This is a genomic window from Parvimonas sp. M20, from assembly GCF_035282425.1.
Taxonomy (GTDB): domain Bacteria; phylum Bacillota; class Clostridia; order Tissierellales; family Peptoniphilaceae; genus Parvimonas.
Genome location: NZ_JAYKBQ010000054.1, coordinates 1 through 721 on the forward strand (window position 1 = coordinate 1; position 721 = coordinate 721).

General features: G+C 54.6%; 2 protein-coding genes. Both read left to right on the plus strand.

The window, feature by feature from the left end:
• Positions 1-221: 221 nt before the first annotated feature.
• Complete coding sequence (locus tag VJI93_RS08315; protein ID WP_324009248.1) at positions 222-488, plus strand: hypothetical protein; 267 nt, start codon at positions 222-224, stop codon at positions 486-488.
• A gap of 7 nt (positions 489-495) precedes the next feature.
• Positions 496-721 (plus strand): hypothetical protein (locus VJI93_RS08320; protein WP_324009249.1); only part of this gene is annotated, 226 nt, incomplete at its 3' end.

The window sequence follows — 721 nt, forward strand, 5'->3', positions numbered from 1 at the left end:
TGACCTCGGACGTTCTGCGCATGATCAACGGCATCCAGCCGACGATGGTGGAGTGGGAGTCGCATGGCGGCTTCCAGCACAACTTCAAGATCATCGCGATCATGCTTCCGCAGATCCGGTCGAATGGCTGGCAACAGTCGGGTATTCTCCAGGCAGGGTAACCTGCTTAGGGAAGGTGGGGGTGAGTGGAAGCATCCCCACCACATATCATGGAGGATAAGATGGCAGACGAAACCGAAGATCAGGTCAAGAAGACGCAGGCTTATACCCTCAAGAAGGGTATGGAGCATTCGTTCGTCAAGGATGGCGAAGTCGTTACGCTTACCGGTGGTGAGGGTGATGAGGACGTCACGGTGGAGTTGACGCCTGTGCAGTACGAAATGTTCAAGGACAAGTTCGAAGCTCCCAAGAGTACTGCCCAGACGGAAACCAAGACGGACGAGCAGCCCAAGACGCCTGCTACTCCTGCGAAGCCTGCGGCCAAGTAAGGACGAGATGATGGCAAGGGTCACCACTCAAGAACTGGCGGATTTTTTGGATATTCCCGTGGCCGCAAAGCTGCAGGGATATATTGATGATGCCAATCTTCTTGTGTCGGAGACTCTTGCCTCGTCTGGACAATCGGATGCACGCCTGAAGCTTATTGAGAAGAACCTGTCGGCGCACTTCTACACTGTGGCAATTGAGCGCGGCGGTTTGACGCAGAAGACTATCGGCGAGT